1 protein-coding gene is annotated in these 538 nt (G+C 63.5%); it reads right to left on the reverse strand.

Features of this window, described 5'->3' with window-relative positions; translation table 11 throughout:
- Positions 1-538: transposase (locus VQ044_RS25575; RefSeq protein WP_331827929.1), on the reverse strand; the 538-nt coding region annotated here is incomplete at both ends.

Genomic DNA, 538 nt, shown 5'->3' on the forward strand with positions numbered 1-538 from the left:
GTGGCGAACACGCTCTCGATCGGGTTGCCCGTGCGCAGGTGATCCCAATGGTCGGCCGGGAAGTCGTAGAAAGCCAGCAAGGCGTCGCGGTTTTTGATCAGGCAAGTCACTGCCTTCTCGTACTTGGCCCCGTATTTCTCGGTGAAGGTGTCCATGGCGGCCTCGGCGGCGGCGCGGGTCTCGGCCTGCCAGATCTCGCGCAGGTCGGCCTTCACCGCCGGCTGCATCGATTTCGGGAACTTGTTCAGGACGTTGGCGGTCTTGTGAACCCAACACCTCTGATGACGCGTGCCCGGGAAGGCTTCATCGAGNGTCTCGGCCTGCCAGATCTCGCGCAGGTCGGCCTTCACCGCCGGCTGCATCGATTTCGGGAACTTGTTCAGGACGTTGGCGGTTTTGTGAACCCAACACCTCTGATGACGCGTGCCCGGGAAGGCTTCATCGAGCGCGTTCCAGAACCCCATGGCACCATCGCCCACGGCGATCTCCGGCGGGACCGAGAGGCCGCGGGCCTTGATATCGACCAGCAGTTCGCGCC

This window comes from Aurantimonas sp. C2-5-R2, assembly GCF_036549495.1.
Taxonomy (GTDB): domain Bacteria; phylum Pseudomonadota; class Alphaproteobacteria; order Rhizobiales; family Rhizobiaceae; genus Aurantimonas; species Aurantimonas coralicida_A.